Annotated in this window: 22 protein-coding genes; 14 read left to right on the top strand and 8 right to left on the bottom strand. The window is 65.6% G+C overall.

All coding sequences use genetic code 11. The features are described 5' to 3' along the window. Positions 1-74: 74 nt before the first annotated feature. A complete protein-coding gene (locus tag C7402_RS10220) occupies positions 75-1,871 on the top strand; it encodes a methyl-accepting chemotaxis protein (protein ID WP_244314808.1) in 1,797 nt (598 codons plus the stop codon). Positions 1,872-1,961: 90 nt separating this feature from the next. On the opposite strand, the gene C7402_RS10215 is transcribed toward C7402_RS10220, so the two are convergent. Beyond that, positions 1,962-2,945 (bottom strand): response regulator, encoded by a 984-nt coding sequence (locus tag C7402_RS10215; RefSeq protein ID WP_112170567.1) that lies wholly within the window; start codon positions 2,943-2,945, stop codon positions 1,962-1,964. Between the two features lie 316 nt (positions 2,946-3,261). On the opposite strand from C7402_RS10215, the gene C7402_RS10210 reads away from it, so the two are divergent. Further along, positions 3,262-3,759, top strand: coding sequence for an acyl-CoA thioesterase (locus tag C7402_RS10210; protein WP_112170568.1), 498 nt, complete (start codon positions 3,262-3,264; stop codon positions 3,757-3,759). A gap of 52 nt (positions 3,760-3,811) precedes the next feature. Here C7402_RS10210 and C7402_RS10205 read toward each other — a convergent pair whose 3' ends face one another. Further along, a complete protein-coding gene (locus tag C7402_RS10205; RefSeq protein WP_116610558.1) occupies positions 3,812-5,290 on the bottom strand; it encodes a sensor histidine kinase in 1,479 nt (492 codons plus the stop codon). A 480-nt stretch (positions 5,291-5,770) separates the two neighbouring features. On the opposite strand from C7402_RS10205, the gene C7402_RS10200 reads away from it, so the two are divergent. Beyond that, positions 5,771-6,412 carry an HD domain-containing protein gene (locus tag C7402_RS10200; protein WP_112170570.1) on the top strand — a complete coding sequence of 214 codons (642 nt, stop codon included), beginning with the start codon at positions 5,771-5,773 and terminating at the stop codon, positions 6,410-6,412. A gap of 29 nt (positions 6,413-6,441) precedes the next feature. Here C7402_RS10200 and C7402_RS10195 read toward each other — a convergent pair whose 3' ends face one another. Then, on the bottom strand, positions 6,442-7,683 hold the full coding sequence (locus C7402_RS10195; protein WP_112170571.1) for an MFS transporter: 1,242 nt from the start codon (positions 7,681-7,683) through the stop codon (positions 6,442-6,444). A gap of 107 nt (positions 7,684-7,790) precedes the next feature. Between C7402_RS10195 and C7402_RS10190 the strand changes: the two genes are divergently transcribed. From C7402_RS10190 to C7402_RS10180, 3 genes are all read left to right on the top strand, one after another. Next, positions 7,791-8,663: a LysR substrate-binding domain-containing protein gene (locus C7402_RS10190; protein WP_116610557.1), complete on the top strand. Its 873-nt coding sequence runs from the start codon at positions 7,791-7,793 to the stop codon at positions 8,661-8,663. A gap of 198 nt (positions 8,664-8,861) precedes the next feature. Beyond that, on the top strand, positions 8,862-10,574 hold the full coding sequence (locus C7402_RS10185; RefSeq protein ID WP_165841857.1) for a diguanylate cyclase: 1,713 nt from the start codon (positions 8,862-8,864) through the stop codon (positions 10,572-10,574). A 188-nt stretch (positions 10,575-10,762) separates the two neighbouring features. Then, positions 10,763-12,337: an EAL domain-containing protein gene (locus C7402_RS10180; RefSeq protein ID WP_133254453.1), complete on the top strand. Its 1,575-nt coding sequence runs from the start codon at positions 10,763-10,765 to the stop codon at positions 12,335-12,337. 13 nt (positions 12,338-12,350) lie between these two features. On the opposite strand, the gene C7402_RS10175 is transcribed toward C7402_RS10180, so the two are convergent. Then, positions 12,351-12,929, bottom strand: coding sequence for a GNAT family N-acetyltransferase (locus C7402_RS10175; protein ID WP_244314818.1), 579 nt, complete (start codon positions 12,927-12,929; stop codon positions 12,351-12,353). A gap of 179 nt (positions 12,930-13,108) precedes the next feature. Next, complete coding sequence (locus tag C7402_RS10170; RefSeq protein ID WP_112170576.1) at positions 13,109-13,756, bottom strand: GntR family transcriptional regulator; 648 nt, start codon at positions 13,754-13,756, stop codon at positions 13,109-13,111. A gap of 107 nt (positions 13,757-13,863) precedes the next feature. On the opposite strand from C7402_RS10170, the gene C7402_RS10165 reads away from it, so the two are divergent. The 3 genes from C7402_RS10165 (at position 13,864) to C7402_RS47650 (ending at position 15,099) form a co-directional block, all read left to right on the top strand. After that, entirely contained in the window at positions 13,864-14,343 is a 480-nt protein-coding gene (locus tag C7402_RS10165) for an OsmC family protein (RefSeq protein ID WP_116610554.1), read from the top strand. 177 nt (positions 14,344-14,520) lie between these two features. Continuing rightward, positions 14,521-14,811, top strand: a complete 291-nt coding sequence (locus C7402_RS10160) for a hypothetical protein (RefSeq protein WP_116610553.1) — start codon at positions 14,521-14,523, stop codon at positions 14,809-14,811. A gap of 36 nt (positions 14,812-14,847) precedes the next feature. Beyond that, positions 14,848-15,099: a hypothetical protein gene (locus C7402_RS47650; protein WP_112170579.1), complete on the top strand. Its 252-nt coding sequence runs from the start codon at positions 14,848-14,850 to the stop codon at positions 15,097-15,099. Between the two features lie 320 nt (positions 15,100-15,419). Here the strand turns inward: C7402_RS47650 and C7402_RS10150 are convergent, their stop codons facing one another. Next, positions 15,420-16,349: a LysR family transcriptional regulator gene (locus C7402_RS10150; RefSeq protein WP_112170580.1), complete on the bottom strand. Its 930-nt coding sequence runs from the start codon at positions 16,347-16,349 to the stop codon at positions 15,420-15,422. A 170-nt stretch (positions 16,350-16,519) separates the two neighbouring features. Between C7402_RS10150 and C7402_RS10145 the strand changes: the two genes are divergently transcribed. Continuing rightward, positions 16,520-17,566: an NAD-dependent epimerase/dehydratase family protein gene (locus C7402_RS10145; protein ID WP_116610552.1), complete on the top strand. Its 1,047-nt coding sequence runs from the start codon at positions 16,520-16,522 to the stop codon at positions 17,564-17,566. Positions 17,567-17,614: 48 nt separating this feature from the next. Here the strand turns inward: C7402_RS10145 and C7402_RS10140 are convergent, their stop codons facing one another. Both C7402_RS10140 and C7402_RS10135 read right to left on the bottom strand, forming a co-directional pair. Further along, positions 17,615-18,352: a peptidoglycan DD-metalloendopeptidase family protein gene (locus tag C7402_RS10140; RefSeq protein ID WP_116610551.1), complete on the bottom strand. Its 738-nt coding sequence runs from the start codon at positions 18,350-18,352 to the stop codon at positions 17,615-17,617. 270 nt (positions 18,353-18,622) lie between these two features. After that, positions 18,623-20,365, bottom strand: coding sequence for an IlvD/Edd family dehydratase (locus tag C7402_RS10135; RefSeq protein WP_116610550.1), 1,743 nt, complete (start codon positions 20,363-20,365; stop codon positions 18,623-18,625). 285 nt (positions 20,366-20,650) lie between these two features. Here C7402_RS10135 and C7402_RS10130 point away from each other — a divergent pair, with 285 nt between their 5' ends. The 4 genes from C7402_RS10130 (at position 20,651) to yjfF (ending at position 25,442) form a co-directional block, all read left to right on the top strand. Then, positions 20,651-21,601: an ABC transporter substrate-binding protein gene (locus C7402_RS10130; RefSeq protein WP_372460478.1), complete on the top strand. Its 951-nt coding sequence runs from the start codon at positions 20,651-20,653 to the stop codon at positions 21,599-21,601. Positions 21,602-21,696: 95 nt separating this feature from the next. Beyond that, positions 21,697-23,220 carry a sugar ABC transporter ATP-binding protein gene (locus C7402_RS10125; RefSeq protein WP_112170585.1) on the top strand — a complete coding sequence of 508 codons (1,524 nt, stop codon included), beginning with the start codon at positions 21,697-21,699 and terminating at the stop codon, positions 23,218-23,220. Continuing rightward, positions 23,217-24,254 (top strand): ABC transporter permease, encoded by a 1,038-nt coding sequence (locus tag C7402_RS10120; protein ID WP_112170586.1) that lies wholly within the window; start codon positions 23,217-23,219, stop codon positions 24,252-24,254. Before C7402_RS10125 ends, C7402_RS10120 begins: the two co-directional genes overlap by 4 nt. Positions 24,255-24,287: 33 nt before the next feature. After that, the gene (gene yjfF, locus C7402_RS10115) at positions 24,288-25,442 is read left to right on the top strand and encodes a galactofuranose ABC transporter, permease protein YjfF (protein ID WP_116610549.1); all 1,155 of its coding nucleotides are present in this window, start codon (positions 24,288-24,290) and stop codon (positions 25,440-25,442) included. Positions 25,443-25,631: the final 189 nt, after the last annotated feature.

The raw sequence follows: 25,631 nt of genomic DNA, 5'->3' as shown, positions 1-25,631 counted from the left end.
CCGTTAAACATGACGGCGGCGCGGCTCCGGGCCGCCGCGAGAACACTATCGAGGAAGGCAGGAGAAAAGCGAACGTGAAGCGGATAACGTTGAATCAGAAAGCCTGGAGCATCGTCGCGCTCCTGTGGGTGGCACTCGTCGTACTGGTGGTGGTGAACGCCTTCATGACGCGCACGGGCATGCTGGAGGACCGCAAGGCCCTGCTCGAGCAGGAAACGCAAACGGCCATGGGCGCGATCACGTATTACAAGAAAGAAGCGGAGGCCGGCCGCATGAGCGCCGACGACGCGAAGCGTCTGGCCATCGCCACGCTGCGCGGCATGCGCTACGGCGACGACCAGAGCGGCTACTTCGGCATTTACGACAGCAACACCGTGGCCCTGCTCGTGCCGCCCAAGCCCGACCTGGAAGGCAAGAGCCAGGCGGACCTGACGGACCCGCGCGGCACGCATATCGCGCTCGAAATCATCAAGAGCTCGTCGGCAGGCGGCGACGGCTACAGCAGCTACTGGTGGCCGAAGCCGGGCAAGAGCGCGCCGGTCGAAAAGATCACCTATGCGGCCGTCGTGCCGGGCTGGGACTGGCACGTCTTCACGGGCGTCTATTCCGATGACATCGACGACGCGTTCGAAGGCGCACTGCTCCGCAATCTCGCGCTCGTCGCCGTGATTGGCGTGGCGGTGATGCTCGGGCTGCTGTGGCTCATCCGCAGCATTCGCGCGAGCCTGGGCGGCGAGCCCGAGTATGCCGCGCAAATCTGCCAGCGCATCGCCGAGGGCGATCTCACGGCCCACGTGGATCTCGCGGCGGGCGATCAGCGCAGCCTGCTCCACGCGATGCGGCAGATGCAGCGCCAGCTCGTCGAGACCGTGCAGCGCATCCAGACCTCGGCCGAGTCGATCACGACCGGCGCGAAGGAAATCGCGGCCGGCAACATGGACCTTTCCTCGCGCACCGAGGAACAGGCCGCCTCGCTGGAGGAAACGGCGGCGAGCATGGAAGAACTCACGGCCACCGTCAAGCACAACACCGACAACGCACGCCAGGGCAATACGCTCGCCGTCAACGCATCGGAAGTGGCCGCGCGCGGCGGCGAGGTCGTGCGCCGCGTGGTCGAAACGATGAACGAGATTTCGAGCAGCTCGCAGCGCGTTGAGCAGATCATCGGCGTGATCGACGGCATTGCTTTCCAGACCAACATTCTCGCGCTCAACGCCGCCGTGGAAGCGGCGCGCGCGGGCGACCAGGGACGCGGTTTCGCGGTCGTGGCGGGCGAGGTGCGCAGCCTCGCGCAGCGCAGCGCGACCGCCGCCAAGGAGATCAAGGAGCTGATCGGGCAGTCGGTGTCGCAGGTGTCGGAAGGCACGAGGCTCGTAGACGAAGCAGGCCGCACGATCGACGAAGTGGTGATCTCGGCGCGCCGCGTGGCGGACCTGATGGGCGAGATCGCAGCCGCTTCGGCGGAGCAGCACACCGGCATCGAGCAGGTGAACCGCGCCGTCGCGCAGATGGACGAAGTGACACAACAGAACGCGGCGCTCGTGGAGGAAGCTTCGGCGGCGGCGCAGTCGATGGCCGCGCAGTCGAACGGTTTGCGCGAGGTCGTGACGGTGTTCCGGATCGGGGCGCAGTCCGCACCGATGGCGGTGGCAGCGGCGGCGTCGGCGTCGGCCAAACCGGCGGCATCGATTCCGGCGCAAAGCGCGCGCGCCGTGCGCCCCGCCGCGCCTGCCGCGCCGCTCAAGCGCCCGGCGCTTTCCAGTGCAAAACCGGGCCCCGCGCACAAGGCCACAACAGTGGCCCCTGCGACCGCCACGGCTGCACCCGCCGTTACGGCATCGAACGATAACGCGGATTGGGAAACGTTCTGATTGCGGTGATAAAAGCCACTTTAAATCGACTTTAAAGTGGCTTTAAAGCGGCTTTAAATCCACGCTAATTCGCGGATTTGAAAACTCCGTTCACGCAAGGTGGCCGCCCTCATCCTGCGCGCCTTGCGCAGCCCGCCAGGCTGCGAACGTGATCAGTTCGGGCGCAAGGCCCGCGTCGTCGATGCGGGTCCAGCTCGTATGCGCGTCGTCAAGGCCCGGCACCGGCTCGGGCGTGGCGAACTCCACGCGCGCCATGCCCGGCCGGTACGCTTCGTTGGGCCAGTACACCGGCATGATGCGGCGCGCCGCCATCTCCTCGCGCAACGCCGCGGGGCCGCCCTCGTCGGTCACCACATCGCATTGCGCCGCCCAGTCGCGGCTGTCCCACGCGAGAAACACGCCCGCATTGCCTTCGGCGTCGAAGGTCAGCACGGCATTCTGTTCGGGCCGCCAGTAGTATTCGACAATGCGCTCGCGCAGCGCGAGTTCGTGCAGCACGTCGGCCGTGCGCCGGTTCGCGTAGATCGCACCCACGCCATGCACGCCGATATGCCCGCGCCGCGCGCAGAACTTGCGTTTTGCATCGTCGATCGCACCGCGCAGCTTGCGCGTCATGGCGGGATCGGACTTCTTCACGTAGAAGTCGATGAGGCCCGCGTTGAAGGCCTCGACCGCATGCGATTCGTCGGCCGTGGCCGTGAGCAGGATGCGCGTGCACGCCACGTCTTTCACGGAAGCCAGAAACTCCACGCCGGTCATGTCCGGCATTTCGTAGTCCACCACGAGCGCGGCGATATCGCGAAAGCGCTGCGCGTCGGCCATCACGTCTTCGCCCAGCGCGTTGCCGCCCCGCTTCTCGAATGCCGACCACGCGGCGCCCGCCGTGGGGTTGTGCGCCGCCTGGCGGGACTCGTGCGCGGCGACGTAGGCCAGGGCTTCGCGGGTGCTCGTGAAATAGCGGTCCGTGCCCGCGCCGGGAAAGAGGCCGCGCAGCGCGTAAAGAAAATCGGGGCTGTCGTCGATGAATACGACGGAGACGGGATGATAAACCGGCTGTCTGACGATGGAACTCATGCTGGATCTCGGTAAGCGCGCCGCGCCTGCTGCGGCGCGCTGTGTGCCTGCCGCGCCGCGAGGTAAACATGTCGATTATGAGGCGTGACGCCTGGACACAGCAACCCGAACCCGCGTCCGTTGCAAACGCCAGGCGGGCCGCGCGAACCTGAAAACGCCGCGCAAACGTTTATCGCACCCGGCGCGCATGGAGCGCTTTACGTATGTGGGCCGCACGGTATTGAACTCAGGGGAAGGCGAAGAGAATGCCGGTATGCCTTCTCTTTCAGAAGGCATGCGCGACTGCCGCATGCAGTTCCTATCTGGAGTCATTCTGATGTACGCACGCGAATCCATTCCCGCCGTCCTTTCCCGTGGCACCGCCGGATTCTCCGACGAATTCATGGAAGCTACGCCGAGCAAAACGTTTCACCATGTCATCGATATCTACCTGAAGGATTCGAACGCCTTCATGAATACGTATTTCGCCCGTTATTTCGAATGGCAAGGCATTTGCCGGGAGCGCTGGTTTCATGAGTGCATTCACAACAACCTGCTCGCCGCGGGCGGTGTGTTCGTCACCAAACGCGCGCACCAGGAGTACGTGCAGGAAACCTTTCCGTTCCAGCGCGTCGATTGCTATCTCAACACCTTCCAGGTGCGTCAGTGCTCGGCGTATCTCGTGTTCCGCTTTTGCGTGGACGGGCGGCCCGTCTCGCTCGGTTATCAGCAAATTCTGTTTGCCGGTACCGACAAACGTATTCGCCGTTTTCCGCCCGGCATCATCGAGCGCGTGAAAGAGTACGAATTGATTCTGCCCGCCGGTTCCAACTAGGCGGCATGATCCAGCACATGTGATGGCCATCACATGAGACTGGCTGCATGAATCAACCGGCGAAATCCTGCCCCGCTGGCCAACGGCGGGGTTTCGCCGGTGCGTCGTGCAGCGCGCGGTCGGCGCTCGTGCCCGGCTCCGGCAGCCGGATCGTGAAGGTCGTATGAACATGCGCCTGCGATTCGCAGGTGATCGTGCCGCCCAGCGCCTCGGCCACGCGGCGGCAGAACGTGAGACCCATGCCGGTGCCGCGCCCATGCGACTTCGTCGAATAAAACGGATCGAAAACGCGCGGCAGAATATCGGCGGGAATGCCGCAACCGTTATCGGCAAAGCGCAGCACGCAAAAGCCGGCTTCGCTCGTCGCGCTGATCTCCACACGACCCGCGTAATCGCCTGGGCGTTCCGCGCTTTCCGCGTGAATGGCGAACAGCGCGTTTTTCAGCAGATTGAACAGCACGAATACCACGAGCGAATCCGAACCCGAGAAGCTCAGTTGCGCGTCCATGGGCGCGACCTCCACCATGTCGCGCTCGCCGGGGCGAAACGGAAAACGCTCCAGCGCGGCGTTCACGCAGGAGCGCACCGGGTAGGTCTCGAAGCTGCGCCGGTCGAGCCGGTCGAGCGTGAACGAGGCAAGCGACATCTCGACCACGGTGCTCGTGCTGTCCACCTGGCGGCGGATGGAGGTGGCCAGCGACGAGAGCCGCTCGGACTGCCCCGGATACAGCCCGTCCACGCATAGCTGGTGCTGCACGGCCAGCTGGTAGCCGCGCATCAGTTCGGGCAACACGTTGCCGATTTCCTCGGCATGCATGCCGATGGCCGCGAGCGGCGTGGCGACCTCGTGCGCCACGGTGGCCGCGATGAGGTAAGGGCGCATGAGCCCATAGCGCACGATCGTGACCGCGAGTATGCCGAGACTGATGGCGATGAACACGGCGCCCGCGGGATAGAACGCGAAGCCGTAATTCACGGCGTAGTCGGTGGCGGCGAGCGCGTAGAGGCCGAGGCTCAACACGCAGAGGTCGAGCAGCGTGCGGCGGTCGTGCGCCTGCGTCTGGCGGCGCGCGGCGAACAGCAGCCAGGCGCTGCGGCACGCGAGCAGCACCGTTTGCGCCACATGCACGGGATGCAGCATGCCGGCCTTCGGATACTTGCCGAAGAAGAACGTGCCGTAGCCGTCCACGACGGCGTCGCTCGCGAGCAGCAGCACCGCGAGCAGCACGCTCAGCGCATACGAGGCAATCAGCAGCGGGCGTTCGCCACGCCGCGCGCTCACTTCGGTCACGAAGTGATAAAACGTGGTGGGCAAAAAGAGAATAAAGAAGTAGCCGACCTTGACCAGCACGCCGGAGAGTTCCGGATCGGAAGTCTGGAACAGGAAGGCCCACGTGCCTTGCCAGAAGAACGTGGTCGCGCACATCAGGGCGAACGGCACCGAAAGGCGCGTGAGGCCCTCGGTCAAGAGCACGTAGACGCCGAATCCGAGAAATAATGCGGATACGAACGCTGGCAGGATCGAATACATAGTCTGTCGCGTGGTTTCTTGTTTTACCGAGCTGGTTGGCGCAGCGCGCCCTGCAACGACACGCAAAGACACGCAAAGACACGCAACGACGCGAAGTGATGATGCCATTGCGCGCCAAAGCGCCGTCTGCCGCATGCCCGTGACCGGATTGCCCCGGCCCGGACGTCCCCGTACGGCCAAAACGACTCGACCGCCCGATTTATTCGCAGGCCGGAACCCCTCACGGCCCATGCATGGCGCATCGTAATTGCGCGCCGATCGAATCGATTTTGCCGATTATCGCCGCTAATACGGTGCAGCGGAGAAATTTTACCGTTCGCGGCGCCCTTCGATGCGCGGCGGATCAAGTGAACGTTTGCGTGCGCCGGTTCGGTGCACGTATTGCGGCCGATTTGGCAGGAAACGACGGTATGCGTCGATTGAGGACAGCGCCCGCGCGGACCAGAATGAAGCTCATCCCCACCACGACGGAGCATCATCATGAGCCCGACCCTCGCCGATGTCGCCATCCCCGACAGCAAGCTGGCCCGCGAAATCACCGAACTCGTGCGCGACACCGAGTCGCCGCTGCTGTTCCACCATTCGAGCCGCGTCTACTACTTCGGCGCGCTCACGGGCCAGCGGCGCGGCCTGAAATTCGACCGCGAACTGCTCTACGCGGGCGCGATGTTCCACGACATGGGCCTCACGCACGCTCACAGCAGCGAGCACGAACGCTTCGAAGTGGACGGCGCGAACGCCGCGCGCGACTTCCTGCGCAGCCACGGCATTTCGCAGCAGGACATCGACCTCGTGTGGACCGCCATCGCGCTGCATACGACGCCGGGTATTCCGCAGCACATGCATCCAGTGGTCGCGCTCGTGACCGCGGGCGTGGAAATGGACGTGCTCGGCATGGCCTACGACCAGTTCAGCGACGCCCAGCGCGAGGCCGTGGTGCACGCGCATCCGCGCACCGAGCACTTCAAGGAGGACATCATCCAGACCTTCTACGACGGCATCAAGCACAAGCCCGCAACGACTTTCGGCAACGTGAAGGCCGACGTGCTCGCCGACAAGGAACCGCATTTCCACGCGGGCAACTTCTGTAGCGTGATCCGCCATTCCGCGTGGCGCGGCTAGGGCGCACCGGGCAGGCGAAGATCAGACGCTCATGAGGCACTGGCCTTCGCCCGGCCCGCCTGCGCGCGTGCGATGACGATCGCGAGCGCGCCGCAACCCGCAAGCAGTGCGAACGAAAAGCCCGCCACCGCCGTCCACTGTCCGTTTTGCCAGAACCACCCGCCCCACGAGCCGAGCACGCTGGAGCCGAGGTAATACGCGAGCAGATAGAGCGAGGTGGCGTGGCCTTTTGCGCCGTCGGCGAGTTGCCCGACCCAGCCGCTCGCGACCGAATGCGTCGTGAAGAAGCCCACAGTTAGCACGACGATGCCGAGCACGACCGGCGCGAGCGTATGAAAGAGCGTGAGCGCCACGCCGATCGCCGCGATGGCGACGCCGCTGCCGAGCACCAGCGCGCGCCCCCAGCGGTCCGCGAGCGCGCCGGAGACCGACGCCGCCACGATGCCGAACAGATACGCGCAGAAGATCAAGCCGGTTTGCGTGGCGTCCAGCGCGAACGGCGGCGCGAGCAGGCGAAAGCCCGCGTAGTTGTAGATCGTCACGAACACGCCCATGGCGAGGCAGCCCGTGGCGAACACGGCGGCGAGCGTGGACGATGAAAGATGCTTGCGCCACAGCGCCACGTGATGCGCCGGACTCAGGTCCGCGCGGCGCACGAAGCGGCGCGAGGGCGGCAGCAGCAAGAGGAACACGACAGCCGCGATCACGTCGATCACGCCGATCGTCAGCATGGCCGCGCGCCATGAAACATGGTCGCTCATATAGCTCATGCCCACGCGGCCGATCATGCCGCCGAAGGCCGTGCCGCCCACGTAAAGACCCATCGCGAGGCCCAGCCCGCCCGCCTCGATTTCCTCCGCGAGATACGCCATCGCCACGGCGGGCACGCCGCCGAGCGCAAGCCCCTCCAGCGCGCGCGCGACGAGCACGCCGTGCCAGCCCGGCTCCAGCGCGGCGAGCACGTTGAAAAGCGCGGCGAGGATCATGGAGGCGAAAATCAGGCCGCGCCGGCCGAGCCGTTCCGAAAGCGCGCCCGCGCAGAGAATCGCGACGGCGAGAAAGCCCGTGGAAAGCGAGAGCGCAAGCGAGCTTTGCGCGGCGCCCACGTGGAACTCGCTCGCGAACACGGGCATGAGCGGCTGCACGCAATAGAGCAGCGAAAACGTGGAAAAGCCGGCGAGAAAGAGCGCCACGCCAATGCGGCGATAAGCGGAGGAGCCCGGCAGCACGCCTGAAGCGTCGCGCGCGGGGGCCGAAATGGGAGAGTTCATGCTGTCAACCTTGTTGGGAGCGACTGGAATGCGTCCGATTGTCCTGCTCGCAACGCTATACTGTCCAATATATGGAACCAGCCCACGCCATACATTTCAGCACTAGCATGGAACTCCGCCATCTCCGCTATTTCGCCGCCGTTGCGGCCGAACGCAATTTCACGAGAGCGGCCGAACAGCTCGGCATCGGCCAGCCGCCGCTCAGCCAGCAGATCAAGTCGCTCGAGCGCGAACTAGGTGTCGAGCTTTTCGTGCGCACGCCGCAAGGCGCCGACCTCACGCCGGCGGGCGCGGCCTTCCTCGTGGAAGCGCGGCGCGTGCTGGAGGGTGCCGAACGCGCGCAGCAGGCGGCGCAGCGCGCGGCGCGCGGCGAGTCTGGGCAAATACGCGTGGGCTTTACCGGCTCGGCTGCGTTCAACCCCGTCGTGCCCGCGCTGATCCAGCGCTACACCACCCGCTTTCCCGACGTGGCGCTGACGCTCGACGAGGCGAACACGCCGGCGTTGTTGCTCGGCCTCGTGCAAGGCCGGCTCGACGCGGTGTTCTTCCGCCCTGGCGCCACGCCGCCCGAGGGCGTGGAAGTCCACGCGCTGCCCGACGAGCCGATGAAGATCGTGCTGCCCTCCAGCCACGCGCTGGCCGCGCGGCGGCGCCTGCCGCTCAGCGCGCTCGCGCACGAGGCGTTCGTGCTCGTGCCCTCGCCCGCCGGCATCGCCATGCACGACGAAATCGTGCGCGCCTGCGCCGAGGCGGGCTTCACGCCCCGGCTCGCCCAGCCCGCGCCGCAACTCGCCTCGGTCGTGAACCTCGTGGCGGCCGGGCTCGGCGTGTCGATCGTGCCCGCCGCGATCGCGCAGGTCCAGGTGAAGGGCGTGCGCTATCTCGACGTGACCGGCGTACGCATGCGCGCGCGCCTTGCACTCGGCTGGCGCGCGGGCGAAACGGCGGCCACGGTGCGCGAGTTCGTCGCCCTCGCCTGAACGCAGCCCATTCGCGCGCCCTGTTCGCGCGGCGCGCGACGCGCCCCCGTACGCCGCGCGATGCTATCCTTTTTCGCGATGCCCGGCCCGCGCCACCGGGCCACGCCGCACCGTCATGCGCGCGCTCATCCGGTGTCCGGGGGCTTCATGCAGCACACGCCAGGCCGCACGCGGCCGCACGGCTTCTCCAGCATGGTCATGAAACGGCCGCACCTCGTGGTGACGGTGTGCTTTCTCGCCGCCATGGTGCTGGTGACGCTCGTGGGCCTGCGGCAGCTCTACAACATGACCCGCTACGACCTCCAAAGCCGCCAGCGCGACCTGGAGGTGCGCGCCGTGGGCGTGGATGCGCTGATCTCGGCGGAACGCCGGCGCCTTTTGTTCCTGCGCGACTATGCGGAGCACGTGCTCGCCTCGCCCAGCCAGCAGCGCGCGGCGCTTGGTGACCCGGCCGTGCAGGCCGCGCTGCACGCGAGCGGCCAGCCGGTATGGGAGACGCCTGGTGCATTGGACGGCCCGCCCGTGTTCGGCACCAATGCGCAAGGGCTCGCGGGACTGGAGGGCTTTCACCGCGACACCGCCACGCTCGCGGCCGACATCGCGCTCACGCGCGCGATCAGTCCGCTCGTGGCGATCAGCCAGCACGCCGACACGGTCCAGAGCACGGTTGCCTATATCTCCACCAACGGCGTGTATGTGCTCTCGCCCGAGCGCCGCGACGCACACGTGACCGACCTGCTGCGGCGCTTCAGCACCATGCCGTACTACCGTTTGCAGCTTCCCGAACACAACCCGAACCGCGAGATCGTCTGGACACCGATCTATACGGAAGAGAAGCAGACCGGGTCGATCGCCACGCTCAGCGCGCCCGTCTACGCGGACGGCCGCTTTCGCGGCGCGGTGGTGATGGACGTCGCGCCGTCTCGCCTGCTCGCGTTGCAGCTCGTTTCGGCAACCCTGCCCGAGGACAATGAGCCTACCGAATTCGGACTGCTGAACAGTAACGGCGACCTCGTCTACTTCGTCGATGGCAAAATCACCGCCCAGCGCCCGGCAAACTTCGATGCGCCACTGCTCGACCTCGCGCGCCGTTCGGCGCCCGCGTGGATGGAGCGCGAACAGGGTTATGTGCAGCACAACGGCCGCTATCTGCTCTATCAGCATGTGGGCGAATCGCACTGGATCCTGCTCACCAATACGGACGACACCGAACTCACGCTCGCCGCCGCGCGCCGCGTGTTCAGCAGCCCGCTGATCGTCGCATGGGTGGCGATCGCCGTGCTGCTCGTGGGCACGCTGCGCATCGTCACGCATATCTTCGGCCGCTACGTCGAAGCCAGCTCGCGGCTCGAAACGCTCGCGCGCAACGACCCGCTCACGGGCCTTGCGAACCGGCGGCGCTTCCTGGAGGTGTTCGGCGAAACGCTCGAACGCGCGAGCCGCGACGACAGCGCGGCGCCCGCCATGGCCATGCTGATGCTCGACATCGACTTCTTCAAGCGCGTGAACGACCGCTATGGCCACGCAGCCGGCGACCGCGTGCTGGTGATCTTCGCGGACATCCTGAGCAAGAACCTGCGCAGCGTGGACATCCCCGCGCGCGTGGGCGGCGAGGAATTCGCGGCGCTGCTGCCCGGCGCGGACCTAGCGACGGCGGCAGACGTGGCCGAGCGCATACGCCGCGCGGTGGAGACGCACGCGGCAAATGCTGCCGCACCCGGCGACGCCGCGCATCCCGACGACATCGCCTTCACGATCTCGGTGGGCGTGGCGGCCAGTCCCGCCGACTGCCCCGCCAACTACGACACGCTGATGTCGGTGGCCGACCGGCGGCTCTATGCCGCGAAGGAAGGCGGCCGCAACCGCGTCGTTGCAGAGGATTCCCGATCGATCGACCCCGCGCGCGCATGATGGCCGAAGCCCATCCATTCATGCCGCGCGCATAAATCAAACCCCGGCGGGCACTGCACTTGCTCACCCGCGCCGGACAGCGGCGCGTCGCCGGCGCGCGAAAAACGCTACCATCGGCCACGGCGATCGACAAAGGCTTCGCGTTGCGCGTCGTCTTCGTTCGCGCAGCCGGAGCGCCATCGTACGCCATGAACAGCCGCTTCACCGTCCTGACGACGTTCTGTATCGTGGCGCTCGCCGTGCTGGGCACGCTCGCGCTCGCCGTCTATGCTTCGGACGCCGTATCGGAGCGCCAGCAACGCCAGCAGGTCGACGAGTTTTCGAATCGCGCACTGCTGCGCGCGGAACTGGTGAGCTCCGAAGCCGAAACGGCATTGCGTCAGCTTGTACGCTACGACGGCACGCCGTGTTCGGACGACCACCTGAAGCAACTGCGCCAGACCGAGGAACAGTTTCGATACGTCCGCGAAGTCGGCTGGACCGATGGCGTCAAGCTGCGCTGCACCTCGGCGCGCGGTCGCGTCGACACCGCGCTGCCAGCGCCCGAATGGACCTCCGCCGCCGGCTTCACCGCCTGGCAGACCGAAACGGGCAAGCGCGGCAACGAGCGGCCCATGTTCAACGTGCGCCTGGGCGATCACGTGGTGGTGATCGACCCGCGCTTCTATCTCGACATCGTGCCGCTCGACAACACCATCGAGCTTGCCGTGCTCGAAACGCAGGACGGCACGATCATCTCGCGCTCACCAGGCGCGGACCATGAACTCTTGCGCGCGGCGCTACAGCGCAACACCAACAACGCGTACTTCGAGCGGCGCTATTACACGGTCGAGCGCTCCCACCGCTATCCGATCGCCGTGGTCGCCTACGAGCCCGAGGACCGCGTGCGCCGCAACCCGCTCGCGCAACTCAGACACGTACTCGCGCCCGCGCTCGTCGCGAGCCTGCTCGGCACCTGGTTCGTCATGCGCTGGCGGCGCAAGCTGCGTACGCCGCGCAACGCGATCCTCCAGGGCATCCGGCAGCGCCAGTTCGTGGCCTGGCTCCAGCCCATCGTTTCGCTCGAAAGCGGCCGCTGCGTCGGCGCGGAAGCGCTCGTGCGCTGGAAGCTCGAAGACGGCTCCGTGATTGCACCCGACACCTTCATTGCCATGGCCGAATCGCTCGGCCTCATCGAGCCCATTACCGACCAGGTCGTGCACTCCGTGTTCGACGGCGCCGGCTCCGTGCTGGCGCGCCGCCGTGACTTGCACGTCTCCATCAACCTGGCGGGCGAGGACCTCGTGGGCACGCGCGTGCTCGACACCTTGAAGGACTGCTTCAGAAAATACGCGGTGCGCCCCGAGCAGATCTGGTTCGAAGTCATCGAGCGCATGCTCATCGACACGGCCCGCTCCACACCCGCGCTCGCGGCGTATCGTGCGGCCGGGCACCGCATTTTCATCGATGATTTCGGCACCGGCTATTCGAGCCTTTCCTATCTCCAGGACCTGCCCGTGGACGGCATCAAGATCGACAGGTCGTTCATACGTTCGTACGCGAAGGGCGAGGAGATGAACAAGATCGTGCCGCATGTCATCGAGATGGCGCGCAGCCTCGACCTGGCGATGGTCGCCGAGGGCGTGGAAACGCGGGCGCAGGCCGATTATCTGCGCGAGCACGGCGTGCAATATGCGCAGGGCTGGCTCTATGCGAAAGCCATGCCCGCCGACGAATTCCTGCGCTACCTGGAGCGCGAGAGCGCCCGGGCACGTGAGGCGTGAGCACGACGCGCCTTCATGCAAACGGGCTCGGCGCGGGGACGTGCGCAAACGCGCCGTGCAGGTGCGCGGGCCCTTGTGCGCCGCGTGCCGCCGCGGCTTTGCTCAGCACGGCGCTGTCGTAGCCACGACCGGCAAAGCGCACGACATCGACAAGGCCGAAGCCCTGCGCGCGATAAAACGCGATCAGGTGTGCGGCGGGGAACGGCGTGTCGAGCGCGATTTGCGTATAGCCGCGCGCCGCGGCCCAATGCCCCGCGAAAGCGAGCAGCGCGCGGCCAATGCCGTGGTTCTGCCATTTCGGCTCGATGCCGAACTGATGAACCGAAGCCACGCTGCGCTGCCGATAATGTTCGCATTGCGAATCGATATCGCGGCCTTCCAGGGTGAGCGTGCCGATGATCTTGCCGTTGCAGACGGCGACGAAGCAGTCGCCGGCCAGCGCCCGTTCACGCGTGAGGCTCGCTGCCTGGTCGGCGCACGAGCAGTGCAACCCGAGCACGGCCAGCCGCGCAAACGCCCGATGCAGCAGCCGCGTGAGCGCCTCCCACGAGTCGTGGCGCGGATCGAAGCGCCGCAGCACGAGCCGGCCCATGCCGGGCTGAATGCAGTTGACCCGCTCGCCCGGGCGCTGGGGTGCACGCGAGATCGACATGGCGTCTCCACTCGTTTCGATGCACCCAGTCTAGGGTTGTGCAGCCAGGTCAACAAGAAAAAATGTCGTAAAAACCGGCGCAATCCGCGTGCATGCGGCGTTGCCCGCGCAACCGCCGCCTACGCCGCCAGGCGCTCCACGACTTCGAGCACGATGCGTCTGGCCGAGTCGAGATGCGCCGCCGTCAAGGCGCGCGCGCGACGCGCATTGCGCTCATGACACGCTTGCAGGATCGCCACGTGCTCGTCCTGAAACGAGGGCGTATCGGCCAGCAGCGTGTTCTGCAAACGCTCGTAGCGCTCCACCTGTGCGCGCAATTCGCGGATGGAGGCAAGCTGCCGGGCGTTGCCGCATGCGCCGTAGAGCAGCGCGTGAAACTCGCGGTTGAGTTCGCCCTGCTTTTGCGTGGTCGCGGCCTCGCCGAGCAGGCGATGCACGAGTTCGGCGCGCGCGAGCGTTTCCTCGTCGAGACGCTTCACGCTGCGAAAGATCGCGTCGCCTTCCAGCAGTACGCGCAGGCCATAAATCTCCTCCACGTCCTGCGCCGTGAGCGTGCGCACGACCGCGCCGCGATTGCGGAAGACCTCGACGAGCCCCTCGCGCGCGAGTTGCTGGATCGCTTCGCGCAGCGGAATGCGGCTCACCTCGAAACGCTCGGCCAGGTCGCGCTCGACAAGGCGCTCGCCGCCGCCCAGCTCGCCGCCTACGATCAGCTCGCGCAGCGCAGCGGCGACCGCGTCGGCCGTGGAGTCGAATTTTGTTTCCATGCGGGTATCGCTCAGGTCATTTCGGCATAATGGTATACCAAAATGCCACACGCTGTCATAATGCGCCGAAACGGTCGCGATCAGGTTCAATCAAACGGAGAGTGGAAATGGCGCACGGCGAACACACCTACCGCGTTTCGGTGCAATGGACGGGCAACCGCGGCACCGGCACCTCGGGCTATCGCGAGTACGGCCGCGATCACATCATTCGCGCGAACGGCAAACCGGACATTCCCGGTTCGTCGGACCCGGCCTTTCGCGGCGACGCCGCGCGCTGGAACCCCGAGGACCTGCTCGTGGCGTCGGCGTCGGCTTGCCACAAGCTCTGGTACCTGCACCTGTGCGCCGACGCGGGCATCGCGGTGCTGGCCTATGAAGACAACGCCGAAGGCACGATGGCCGATACGCCACAGCGCGGCGCTTTCACGAAGATCGTGCTGCGCCCGCGCGTGACGATCCGCGCGAGCGACGACCGCAGCGTTGCCGAGCGGCTTCATCACGCGGCGCACGAGCAGTGCTATATCGCGAATTCGGTGAATTTTCCGATCTTGTGCGAGCCGGTTATCGAACTGGCCGACTTCGAATAAGCACGCCGCACCTCACGCCGCTCCAGGCGCGCACGACGTTGAACAACGGCAGACAAGCGCCTCGTTAATTTGCTGTTACCAATCTCGCAACGCCGTTTCACCTGTGTCCTGAACCGCCTTCTACACTCCAGACCGTGCTTACCAGCAACGCACACAACGTGCAAAGGAGTGACGGAAATGAACAAGACGGTTCTCGGCGTGATATTGGGCGCGGCCGCATTTGCCGCGTCGACGGCGGCAAGCGCGCACGTGGATGTCGCTTTGGGGATTGGCGTCCCAGGCGTCGCCTACGCTCCGGTTCAACCCGCGTACGTTGCCCCTCCTCCGGCTCCGGTCGCAGTGGCCTATCGCGACAACGATGACTGGCGCGCGCGCGAGTGGCGCCAACATGAATGGCGCGAACACGAACGTCGCGAGCATCAATGGCGTGAAGGCCAGTGGCACGACCGTGGCGATTGGCGCTATTAAGCGGGTTCAACGTGTAATACGAGGCAGGTACTCATCATGAAACTGAATTATCGAATCAGCGCGCTCGTTGCGGCTGCCGCCCTGGGACTGGCCGCGACCGGACCAGCCAGTGCCGCCGGCTGCCTCAAGGGCGCAGTCGTGGGCGGCGTAGCCGGACACTATGCCGGCCACCACGCAGTCGTTGGCGCAGTCGGTGGCTGCATCGTCGGACATCACATTGCGAAGCAGCATGCGCAGGAGCGGGCCGCACAGCAGCAAGCCCTCCACGCGCACCCCTTAGCCACATGATGCCGAAAGCGCCTTGCGTTGCTGTCGATGCATCCGTTGTTCGCGACGAAGGCTTGCTGGCGCTCAGACCGTAGCAACCGCGAGACGCGGACGCACGACATGGACGAAGGCGTTGGTGCTTTTCAGCAGCCAGGCCATCTGCTCCGCTTCCCGGTCAGTGCCTTCGCCCGGTACCAACCTGCTCTCCACTGAGCCTGCAAGCGCTCGCGGCCCTCGGGTCCGAGGAATTTCGCCATGTCGAAGCCTTGTCAGAGTCGTCTTTTCGTTGCGGGGAACGCGGTCCTGCCGCGCACGGAATAACGGCAATTCTTACAAACGCTTTAACGGGCAGCCGATCGCTGCGCCGACAACCGGCTATCGCCGCCGATATACGCCTTCAGCCCGGCGGCAAGCGCCGCGAACGTCACGGCGCAGCGCGCGCTCCCGCGCAAATCTTCGTGCATGGCCAACCACGTATCCAGCGTCAGCGAGAACTCTCGCCGGAGCACCCGCACCAGCCGGGCATCTCTCGCCGCCAATGGCGCCTGGCACGCGCCGATGCCAAATCCGGCGCGTATCGCGCCCAATTGCGCAACGTCGCTGTCAGCCCGAAATGCGAAGTTGGTGCGATTGAATGCCTCGAATCTGTCCTGAAGCGAGCGAATGTACGCCGTCTCCCGGTCGAAGCCAATGATCGTGTGCCGGGGCAATTCGCTCATCGACTTAGGCACGCCATGCTGCGCGAGATAACGTTCGTGAGCGTGCAGCCCGACTTCGATCCCGCCGATGCGCTTCGCCACCAGCGCCTCCTGCACGGGGCGAAACATGCGCACCGCGATATCCGCCTCGCGGCGCAGGAGATCATCCGGCTCGTTCGACAACACGAGTTCTATCGTCAGTTCCGGATAGTCGTTGCGCAGCCCGGCCAGGATGGGCGGCAGAACCTCGACGCCGATGATCTCGCTCGTCGTCAGCCTCACTGTGCCGCGCACGCCGGAACCGTGACCGCTCGCCACCCGCCGCAACGCGGCCGTGGTCGACGCAAGGGCCACGGCGTATGGCCTCAACTCATTGGCGGCGTCGGTGGGCGAAAAGCCGTCGAACGAGCGTGTAAAGAGCGTCACGGCCAATGCCGCTTCGAGACTTTCGATGTGGCGGCCGACGGTCGGCTGCGTGAGACCCAGCGCGCGCGCGGCCCCGGAAAGCGAGCCCGTCTCCAGCACATGGAGAAAGCTCCGGTACCACTCCCAGCTCGGTTCCCTTTCGGTCATGACAGGCATGCTCCTGTGGCCACCCGTCATCCCGATCCGAACCATTCGGATCGGGACCGGAGACGGCTATACATAAATGTATAGTCGATCATCGGTTTTCAGCAATTTTTAATTGCCGGCACCGGGCGCAGAATGGCCTTCATGACAGATCACCCGCAAGGAGAACCGACATGAACGCCCTTCCCCTGAACCAGCAAGACCACGCGCTCGTGCTCGGCGCGAGCGGAGGCATTGGCGGCGAAGTCGCGCGCCAGTTGCGCGACGCCGGCTGGCAGGTGCGCGCGCTGCGGCGCGGCGGCGCGCCCGCCGCACAGGAACATTCCGCCCGCCGCGCCGACGGTATCGAATGGCTCGACGGCGACGCGCTCTCGCGCGATGACGTACTGCGCGCGGCCCAAGGGTGCGCTGTGATCGTGCACGCCGTGAACCCGCCGGGCTACAAGCGCTGGGCGCAAGTCGTGCTGCCGATGATCGACAACACGCTCGCCGCGGCGGCCAAAGTCGGCGCGACCGTCGTGCTGCCCGGCACCGTGTACAACTACGGGCCCGAGACGTTTCCGCTGTTGCGCGAAGACTCGCCGCAGCAACCGCTCACGCGCAAGGGTGCGATTCGCGTGGCACTGGAGCGGCGCATGCAAGCCGCGAGCGAGCGCGGCGTGCGCTCGATCGTGGTGCGAGCGGGGGACTTTTTCGGGCCGCGCGTGGCCAATAGCTGGTTCGCGCAGGGTCTCGTCAAGCCTGGCGTACCGGTGTGCGTCGTGCGCGAACCCGCTAGCCCCGGCGTGGGCCACGCGTGGTCGTACGTGCCCGACGTGGCGCGCACGATGCTCGAACTGATCGCGCGGCGCGACACGCTACCGCCGTTTGCGACCTACCACATGGCCGGGCACTGGGACGCCGACGGCACGCAAATCACCGAAGCCATCTGTCGCGTCGCGCGGCGTCACGGACTGGAGCCGCAACGCAAGCGCTTTTCGTGGGGGCTCGTACGCATGATGTCGCCCTTCGTGACGACGTTGCGCGAACTGATGGAGATGCGCTATTTGTGGCGCGAGCCGCTGCAACTCGTGAATGCGCGACTCGTGGCCGAACTCGGGCGCGAGCCTCATACGCCGCTCGACGAAGCCGTCGAGGCGACGCTCCTGGGACTCGACTGCCTCGGCACACGCGAGCCCATGCAGAAAGCGGCAACCGTTTCGTCGCGGCATTCAACTTGATTCGGATATCGAATCGAATTCAGATTGATCGCGACAGGCGTTTTATCATCACGGCATGACCGGACCGGAATCCGCCGGCAGATACGCCAGCGGATCCACCGGTCGTCCGTCCTCGCGCATTTCGAACTGCAACAGCGCGGATTCGCCGCCGCGCGCGCCCATTTCGGCAATGGTCGCGCCGCGTTGCACCGTTGCGCCCTCCGCCACGGTAAGACGACTGTTGTTGCCGTAGGCGGTCACGAAATGATTGTCGTGCTTCACGATGACCATCAGGCCGAACTGCTTGAGCTTGTTACCGGCATAGACAACCCGCCCGCCATCCACGGCCTTGACCGGCGCGCCCAGGCGACCGGCGATTTCGATGCCGCGAGAGCCCTGCGTGCCGAATTCCTGCACCACTGTGCCGCTCGCCGGCCAGACAAAACGGTTCGCGGGCGCGTGGGCCGCGAATTGAGGCGCATGAGGCACGCTCGCCACGCCCGAGGGCGGCCCCACACGCAGCATTTGCCCCGCGCTCACCGTCGCGGCCGCGCCCAAGCCGTTCCATTGCACAAGCTCGCTGCGCTGGCGTCCGAACGAGGCCGCGATCGTGTCGAGGGAATCGCCGGGCTGCACACAGTAGTAACCGGCGGACGCACTCACGCAGGCGTTGACGGTGAAGTTGGGCATGTCGAATGGCGATCGGGTGGCGCAACCGGAAAGCAAGGCCAGCGTGAAGCACGCGCCCATGCCAAGGGCGCGCCATCCCCACGAGCGAAAGCCGGTTTGGGTGCAACGTTGTTTCATGGCGAATCTCCGCGGATGCTGAATGGAACTCTGGCCAGCCTGCCGACTGGCATCCGCTTAACGCGAGCCGTGCCCCCGCGTTGACCGCCTGTAATGACCCACGACAAACCTTTGACTGCACCCCATCAAACCTTGCGCAAAAGCCTAAACAATAAGGAAACCGAAGGTAGGGGAATGCCGAAAGAACGCTATTTGAACGTTAAATATCGGAAAAAAAAGAAGCCCGCGGCCGTGCCAGAACGCGCGGCCGCGGGCTCCCCAGACGTCATGTCAATGCGAATGACTCGGCACGTCCGCCCCGCGACACCCCACCAGAAAGTCGAAATCGCAACCCTCGTCGGCCTGGAGCACGTGCTCGACGTAGAGCTTGCGGTAGCCGCTGCGATCGGCGGGTATCGGATGCTGATTCGCGGCCCATTCGTCCAGCCGCGCGACGATGGCTTCGTCGCTGATATCCACGCGCAACGTGCCCTTCTCGCAGTCGAGTTCGATCCAGTCGCCATCGCGCACGATCGCGAGCGGCCCGCCCGCGCGCGCCTCGGGGGCCACGTGCAGCACCACCGTGCCATAGGCGGTGCCGCTCATGCGCGCGTCCGACACGCGCACCATGTCGGTCACGCCTTGCGCGAGCAGTTTAGGCGGCAGGCCCATGTTGCCCACCTCGGCCATGCCCGGATACCCCTTCGGGCCACAGTTCTTCATCACGAGCACGGAGTCCGCCGTAACATTGAGATCGGGGTCGCCGATGCGCGCCTTGTAGTCGTCGAAGTTCTCGAACACCACGGCCGGACCGCGATGCTTGAGCAGCCTTTGCGTGGCTGCCGAAGGCTTGAGCACCGCGCCGTTGGGCGCGAGATTGCCGCGCAGCACGCACAGCGCGCCGTCCTTCACGAGCGGATTGTCGAGCGGACGGATCACCTCGGCGTTATGAATGGGCGCTTCGCGCACGTTCTCCCAGAGCGTCTTGCCATTGGCCGTGAGCGCGTCGGGATGCGGCAGCAGGTTCGCTTCGCCCAGGCGCCGCAGCACGGCGGGCAGGCCGCCCGCGTAATAGAACTCCTCCATCAGGAAGCGCCCCGAAGGCTGGAGGTCGACGATGGTCGGCGTGCCGCGTCCAATGCGCGTCCAGTCGTCGAGTTCGAGCGGCACGCCTATGCGCCCCGCGATCGCCTTGAGGTGGATCGCCGCGTTGGTCGAACCGCCGATCGCCGCGTTCGTGCGGATCGCGTTTTCGAATGCCGCGCGCGTGAGCAGTTTCGACAACCGCAGGTCTTCGAGCGCCATCTCCACGATGCGCATGCCCGACAGATGCGCGAGCACGTAGCGGCGCGAGTCCACGGCGGGAATCGCCGCATTGTGCGGGAGCGTCACGCCAAGCGCCTCGGCCATGCAAGCCATGGTCGAAGCGGTGCCCATGGTGTTGCAGGTGCCCGCCGAGCGCGACATGCCCGCCTCCGCCGACATGAACTCGTGTATCGAGATCTTGCCCGCTTTCACCTGCTCGCTCAGTTGCCACACCACCGTGCCCGAGCCGATATCTCGCCCTTCGTGCTTGCCGTTGAGCATCGGGCCGCCCGTCACGGCGATGGCGGGCACATCGCAACTGGCCGCGCCCATCAACAGCGCGGGCGTGGTCTTGTCGCAGCCCACGAGCAGCACGACCGCATCCACGGGATTACCTCGTATGGATTCCTCAACATCCATCGAAGCGAGGTTGCGCGTGAACATGGCCGTGGGACGCAGGTTCGATTCGCCGTTCGAAAACACGGGAAACTCGACCGGAAAACCGCCCGCCTCGTATACGCCGCGCTTGACGTGTTCGGCGAGCTTGCGAAAATGCGCGTTGCAGGGCGTGAGCTCCGACCACGTATTGCAAATGCCGATAATCGGCTTGCCGGCAAACTCGTGATCGGGAATGCCCTGATTCTTCATCCAGCTCCGATACATGAAGCCGTTTTTGTCCGTGGTGCCGAACCACGCGGCCGAGCGAAGCTTGGGCTTACGGGTGTTCATGGCTTTGCCCACTTAGTGAGAAAGTCCAATAAATAGCATGACTATATGAGTCTGGATGATCGGGAAAACGCTAATCGATACGGCTCGAAGGGTTGCATATAGTTTGTCTATTGTGGTCAGCAGGCGAGCGATCGAAGGCAAACCGAAAGGCGCGCCGGAGGTCTGGGATGGCGCGAAATTTCTCGTGATACTGTCCGGCCGTGATGGACGCGGGTGTAGCGCCATGAATTAAAGAAATACAACGATCAGGCTACATCGGAGACACGCATGAAACTGGCAACACGCATGGTAAGCGGAATCGTCGCTGCGGCGGCCGCTTTTTCATTGGCGGCGGGCGTCGCCCACGCCGAAGACAAGCAGATCACGTTGGGCTTCGCCCAGGTCGGCGCGGAAAGCGCCTGGCGCACGGCAAACACGGTATCGGTCAAGGCGGCCGCCAAGGACGCCGGCATCAACCTCAAGTTCTCTGACGCCCAGCAAAAGCAGGAAAACCAGATCAAGGCGATCCGCTCATATATCGCGCAAAAGGTGGACGTGATTGCATTCTCGCCCGTGGTGGAATCGGGCTGGGAGCCGGTGCTCCAGGAAGCCAAGCGCGCCAAGATTCCCGTGATTCTCACGGACCGCAATATCGACGTGAAGGACCAGTCGCTCTACGTGACGATGATCGGCTCGGACTTCATGGAAGAAGGCCGCCGCGCGGGCAAGTGGCTTGAAGACCACTACAAGAGCAACCCCGGCCCGATCAATATCGTCGAGTTGCAAGGCACCGTGGGCTCCGCGCCGGCCAATGACCGTCACTCGGGCCTCATGGAAGTGATCAAGAACGATCCGAAGTTCAAGATCATTGCGTCGCAAAGCGGCGACTTCACGCTGGCCGGCGGCAAGCAGGTCATGGAAGCGTTCGCGAAGACGTATGGAAACAAGATCAACGTGGTCTACGCGCATAACGACGACATGGCGCTCGGCGCGATCCAGGCCATGGAAGAAGCGGGCATGAAGCCGGGCAAGGATATCAGCGTGGTGTCGTTCGACGCCACCAAGGGCGGCTTCGAAGCGATGATTGCGGGCAAGATGAATGTCGATGTGGAGTGCAGCCCGCTGCTCGGGCCGCAGCTCATGAGCGCCGTGAAGGACGTCGTGGCGGGCAAGCAGTTGCCCAAGCGCATCGTGACGAACGAAACGGTGTTCCCGATGGACGTGGCGGCGCAGGTGCTGCCGTCGCGCAAGTACTAAACTCGCTGCAAGCGGCGCGGCCTGCTTCGTAGCCCTGATCGATTCAGAGGGCTGACGGGGCGCGCCGCGCGCTCTGGCCTCTTATACGGTTGCCCATGAGCGTTTCCCCGATACTCGAAACCGTCGGTCTTACCCGAACCTTCCCCGGCGTGCGCGCGCTCGACCGGGTCAATTTTCGTCTGTTTCCCGGCGAGATTCACACGCTGATGGGGCAGAACGGCGCCGGCAAGTCCACGCTCATCAACGTGCTGACCGGCGTGCACCAGCCCGAGGCCGGCGAGATCCGCGTCGCGGGCGAACCCGTGCACTTCGCGACGCCGCAGATGGCGGAGGCCGCCGGCATCCAGACGCTCTATCAGGAAGTCAATCTCTGCCCGAATCTTTCGGTGGCGGAGAACATCTTCGCGGGCCGCCAGCCGCGCAAACGCGGTCTCGGCCTGATCGACTGGAAAGCGATTCACCGCCGCGCCGAAGCCGCGCTCGCTGAACTGAACCTCTCGCTCGACGTCACGCAATCGCTCGACACCTACCCGATCGCCATGCAGCAGATGGTGGCGATTGCGCGCGCCGTGTCCGTCGATGCGCGCATTCTGATTCTCGACGAACCGACCTCCAGCCTCGACGAAGGCGAAGTCGCGCGTCTTTTCGACGTGCTGCGCAAGCTGAAAGCGTCGGGCATCGCGATTCTCTTCGTCACGCATTTCCTGGAGCAGACCTACGCGATTTCCGATCGCATCACGGTCATGCGCAATGGCGAGCGCGAAGGCGAATATCTCGCGTCCGAATTGCCGGTGCAAACGCTGGTCGCCAAAATGGTGGGCTTGCAGAACGCGGGAGAAAGACTCACGCAAGCGGAAGCCGCGCACGGCGAAACCGCTACTGCTGACACCGAGCCTTATCTCGCCGCGCAAGGCGTGGCGCGTCGCGGCGTGCTCAATCCGCTCGACCTCGAAGTGCAGCCGGGCCAGATTCTCGGCCTCGCCGGTTTGCTTGGCTCGGGCCGCACGGAAACCGCGCGCCTCCTGTTCGGTGCGGACAAAGCCGACGCGGGCACGGTTCACATCAATGGCCGGGCCGTGAAGCTGACGTCGCCACGCGACGCCGTGCGCCACGGCATGGCGTATTGCCCCGAGGACCGCAAGAAGGAAGGCATCGTCGCGGATCTGTCGATACGCGAGAACATCGTGCTCGCGCTCCAGGCGCAACTGGGCTGGTGGCGCATGATCCGCCGCTCGCGTCAGCGCGAACTGGCCAACGAATATATCGAGCAACTCGGCATCAAGGCGCGCGACGCGGAGCAGCCCATCGGCCTGCTCTCGGGCGGCAACCAGCAGAAGGTGCTGCTCGCGCGCTGGCTCGCGACCAAGCCGCGCCTGTTGATCCTCGACGAGCCCACGCGCGGCATCGACGTGGCGGCCAAGTTCGAGATCATGGACCGCGTGCGCGCGCTTTGCGCCAAAGGCCTCGGCATTCTGTTCATTTCGTCGGAGATCAGCGAAGTGGTGCGCGTGAGCGACCGCATCGCCGTGCTGCGCGACCGCCGCAAGGTGGCCGAGCTTTCGGGCGCGGCGCGCTCCGAACACGAAGTCTACGACCTCATTGCCGGAGACCGCCGATGACGCGCCCCGCTCTTCCCGTGTGGCTTTCGCTCGTCATCCGGCATCCGCTGGTGTGGCCTGCCGTCACGCTGATCGCGCTGTTCGTCGTGGATGTCGCGCATCGCGGCAACTTTCTCTCCATCACGATGCTGGGCGGTCATCTGTTCGGCGCGCCGGTCGACATTCTCATGCGCGCCGCGCCGCTCGTCGTGGTGTCGCTCGGCATGACGCTCGTGATCGCCACGCGCGGCATCGACATTTCGGTGGGCGCGGTGGTGGCGATCGCGGGCGCGGCGGCGGCCACCGTGCTCGCCGCCGACCCTTCGCGCGTGGGCCTGGCATTCGGCGCGGCGCTCGCCGTGGGCCTGCTCGCGGGTATCTGGAATGGCCTCCTCGTGGCTTTCGTGGGCATGCAGCCGATCATCGCCACGCTCATTCTGATGGTGGCGGGGCGCGGCGTGGCGCAGTTGCTCACGGGCGGGCAGATCATCCCCATCGGCGCGCCGGGCTATCTCTTTGCGGGCGGCGGCTATTTCGCGCTCATCCCGTGCGCGGTGTGGATCGCGATCGCCGTCACCTTGCTCACCGCGCTGATCGTCAATCGCACGGCGCTCGGTCTGTTCATTCGCTCGATCGGCGTGAATCCCGTGGCCGCGCGCCTGGCCGGACTTTCGTCGCAGGCGGTGGTGTTCGGCGCTTACGCGTTTTGCGGCGTGACCGCCGCCATCGCGGGCATTCTCATCAGCTCGAACGTGCGCAGCGCGGACGGCAACAACGCAGGCCTGCTGCTGGAACTCGACGCCATTCTCGCCGTGACGCTGGGCGGCACTTCGCTGCTGGGCGGGCGCTTCAGTCTTGCGGGCACGGTGCTCGGCGCGCTCATCATCCAGACGCTCACTTACACCACCTATTCGATCGGCGTGCCGCCCGAGGCCACGCTCGTCGTGAAGGCCGTGGTCGTGCTGCTCGTGTGCCTGATCCAGTCGCCCGCCGCGCGCACCTTCGCGTTCCAGCAACTCAAGCGTCTTGCGCTCGCACGCCGTGCGCGCGCCTGAACCGCCAGCCCACCCATACGGGGGAAGCCAAGGATGAACCGCCCTGCCCTGTCCTTATCGGACACACTCGCGAACACGCTCGCCGCGTGCCGGCGCGGCGCCATTCGCATCGTCGATCCGCGCGTGCTGCCCATTGTCGTGACCGTCGTGTTGTTCGCCGTGCTGTTCAGCTTCGGTTCGGTCATGTACACGGGGTTCTTCTCGCTCCAGGTGGCCTTCGGGCTGCTCGTGGACAACGCGTTCCTGCTGATCGTCGCCATCGGCATGACCTTCGTGATCATCTCGGGCGGCATCGATCTTTCGGTGGGCGCGGTCGTTGCGCTCACCACCATCCTGTGCGCCGTGGGCACCGAGAAGCTGCATTGGCCCGTGGCCGTGGTCGTGCCGCTCGTCCTGCTGTGCGGCGCGCTCTATGGCGCGGGCATGGGCGCGCTGATCCACTTCTTCCGCTTGCAGCCGTTCATCATCACGCTCGCGGGCATGTTCCTCGCGCGCGGCACCTGCTTTCTCATCACCACCCAATCCATTCAGATCAACGATCCCGGCTTTCACGCGCTGTCCGAATTCAGCATACCGGTGGGCAGCGGCTCGCTCACCACGGGCTCGCTCACGGCCATCGCCATGCTGATCGCGGGCATCGTGATCGCGCACTTCACGCGATTCGGGCGCAACGTCTATGCGATCGGCGGCAACGAGCGCTCCGCGCTGCTCATGGGTCTGCCGGTGGCGCGCACCAAGATCGGCGTCTACGCGCTCTCGGGCTTTTGCTCGGCGCTGGGCGGCGTGGTGTTTACGCTCTACGTGCTGTCGGGCTACGGCTTGCAGGCACAAGGCATGGAGCTGGACGCCATTGCCGCGACCGTGATCGGCGGCACGCTGCTCACGGGCGGCGTGGGCTATGTGATCGGCTCGGTGTTCGGCGTGGGCATCCTCGGCACGATCCAGACGCTCATCACCTTCGACGGCACGCTCAGCTCGTGGTGGACGCGCATCGTGATCGGCGCGCTGCTCTGCGCGTTCTGCCTCATGCAGCGCGCAACCGAGCGCCATGCGGCGCGCCGCAAGTCCACCGGCAGCGGGCGCGGCGCACCGCGCGCGGCACGCCCGGGCACGCAGGCGGCCGCGCCGATGGACCAGGCAAAGCTCGCCTCGCCGCCGCCGCGCATGCACGGCGCGAAGGGCGCATAAGCGTTACGGGTATACATGGATTAGGAGGCCTCATCACGCTGCACTAAGCTTTTTGCGGTACCGTCGGCGCCGGGCGAACGCGCGTTCGCTGCGGTCGCCCTCGTCACGCGACTGTTTGCCAACGATTGCAGCGCGCACGCGACCCCCCGGTACTGTCCAGCATCTGCACGCTTTTCGACGAAAAGTCGA

Source organism: Paraburkholderia unamae (genome assembly GCF_003096875.1).
Classification (GTDB): domain Bacteria; phylum Pseudomonadota; class Gammaproteobacteria; order Burkholderiales; family Burkholderiaceae; genus Paraburkholderia; species Paraburkholderia unamae.
Note: the sequence above shows the minus strand (reverse complement) of the source record. Positions and strands in the feature narration are given on the sequence as shown.

Excerpts from the sequence above, each read along its gene's own strand:
- C7402_RS10215 (WP_112170567.1), bottom strand. The coding sequence starts at position 2,945 with ATGAGTTCCATCGTCAGACAGCCGGTTTATCATCCCGTCTCCGTCGTA.
- C7402_RS10210 (WP_112170568.1), top strand. The coding sequence starts at position 3,262 with ATGTACGCACGCGAATCCATTCCCGCCGTCCTTTCCCGTGGCACCGCC.
- C7402_RS10205 (WP_116610558.1), bottom strand. The coding sequence starts at position 5,290 with ATGTATTCGATCCTGCCAGCGTTCGTATCCGCATTATTTCTCGGATTC.
- C7402_RS10200 (WP_112170570.1), top strand. The coding sequence starts at position 5,771 with ATGAGCCCGACCCTCGCCGATGTCGCCATCCCCGACAGCAAGCTGGCC.
- C7402_RS10195 (WP_112170571.1), bottom strand. The coding sequence starts at position 7,683 with ATGAACTCTCCCATTTCGGCCCCCGCGCGCGACGCTTCAGGCGTGCTG.
- C7402_RS10190 (WP_116610557.1), top strand. The coding sequence starts at position 7,791 with ATGGAACTCCGCCATCTCCGCTATTTCGCCGCCGTTGCGGCCGAACGC.
- C7402_RS10185 (WP_165841857.1), top strand. The coding sequence starts at position 8,862 with ATGAAACGGCCGCACCTCGTGGTGACGGTGTGCTTTCTCGCCGCCATG.
- C7402_RS10180 (WP_133254453.1), top strand. The coding sequence starts at position 10,763 with ATGAACAGCCGCTTCACCGTCCTGACGACGTTCTGTATCGTGGCGCTC.
- C7402_RS10175 (WP_244314818.1), bottom strand. The coding sequence starts at position 12,929 with ATGGGCCGGCTCGTGCTGCGGCGCTTCGATCCGCGCCACGACTCGTGG.
- C7402_RS10170 (WP_112170576.1), bottom strand. The coding sequence starts at position 13,756 with ATGGAAACAAAATTCGACTCCACGGCCGACGCGGTCGCCGCTGCGCTG.
- C7402_RS10165 (WP_116610554.1), top strand. The coding sequence starts at position 13,864 with ATGGCGCACGGCGAACACACCTACCGCGTTTCGGTGCAATGGACGGGC.
- C7402_RS10160 (WP_116610553.1), top strand. The coding sequence starts at position 14,521 with ATGAACAAGACGGTTCTCGGCGTGATATTGGGCGCGGCCGCATTTGCC.
- C7402_RS47650 (WP_112170579.1), top strand. The coding sequence starts at position 14,848 with ATGAAACTGAATTATCGAATCAGCGCGCTCGTTGCGGCTGCCGCCCTG.
- C7402_RS10150 (WP_112170580.1), bottom strand. The coding sequence starts at position 16,349 with ATGACCGAAAGGGAACCGAGCTGGGAGTGGTACCGGAGCTTTCTCCAT.
- C7402_RS10145 (WP_116610552.1), top strand. The coding sequence starts at position 16,520 with ATGAACGCCCTTCCCCTGAACCAGCAAGACCACGCGCTCGTGCTCGGC.
- C7402_RS10140 (WP_116610551.1), bottom strand. The coding sequence starts at position 18,352 with ATGAAACAACGTTGCACCCAAACCGGCTTTCGCTCGTGGGGATGGCGC.
- C7402_RS10135 (WP_116610550.1), bottom strand. The coding sequence starts at position 20,365 with ATGAACACCCGTAAGCCCAAGCTTCGCTCGGCCGCGTGGTTCGGCACC.
- C7402_RS10130 (WP_372460478.1), top strand. The coding sequence starts at position 20,651 with ATGGTAAGCGGAATCGTCGCTGCGGCGGCCGCTTTTTCATTGGCGGCG.
- C7402_RS10125 (WP_112170585.1), top strand. The coding sequence starts at position 21,697 with ATGAGCGTTTCCCCGATACTCGAAACCGTCGGTCTTACCCGAACCTTC.
- C7402_RS10120 (WP_112170586.1), top strand. The coding sequence starts at position 23,217 with ATGACGCGCCCCGCTCTTCCCGTGTGGCTTTCGCTCGTCATCCGGCAT.
- yjfF (WP_116610549.1), top strand. The coding sequence starts at position 24,288 with ATGAACCGCCCTGCCCTGTCCTTATCGGACACACTCGCGAACACGCTC.